This is a genomic window from Saccharothrix sp. ST-888 (assembly GCF_000955975.1).
Classification (GTDB): Bacteria; Actinomycetota; Actinomycetes; order Streptomycetales; family Streptomycetaceae; genus Kitasatospora.
Genome location: NZ_JYJF01001097.1, coordinates 1 through 257, shown reverse-complemented (window position 1 = coordinate 257; position 257 = coordinate 1). Strand labels below are relative to the sequence as shown.

Genomic DNA, 257 nt, shown 5'->3' with positions numbered 1-257 from the left:
TGGTCGGGCGGGTGGTGGACGACGAGCCGGTGGCGATCGTGGCGATGAGCTGCCGGTTCCCGGGCGGTGTGCGTACGCCGGAGGACTTGTGGCAGCTGCGGGCGACGGGGACGGATGCGATCTCCGGGTTCCCGACCGACCGTGGCTGGGACCTGGAAGCGCTGTACAGCAGTGACGTCGAGCAGGCGAACACGGCGTACACCCGCGAGGGCGGATTCCTCTACGAGGCAGCCGAGTTCGACCCGACCTTCTTCGGC

1 protein-coding gene is annotated in these 257 nt (G+C 69.3%); it reads left to right on the top strand.

Annotated elements, in window-relative coordinates; translation table 11 throughout:
* Positions 1-257: beta-ketoacyl synthase N-terminal-like domain-containing protein (locus UK12_RS35775; RefSeq protein WP_156179192.1), on the top strand; the 257-nt coding region annotated here is incomplete at both ends.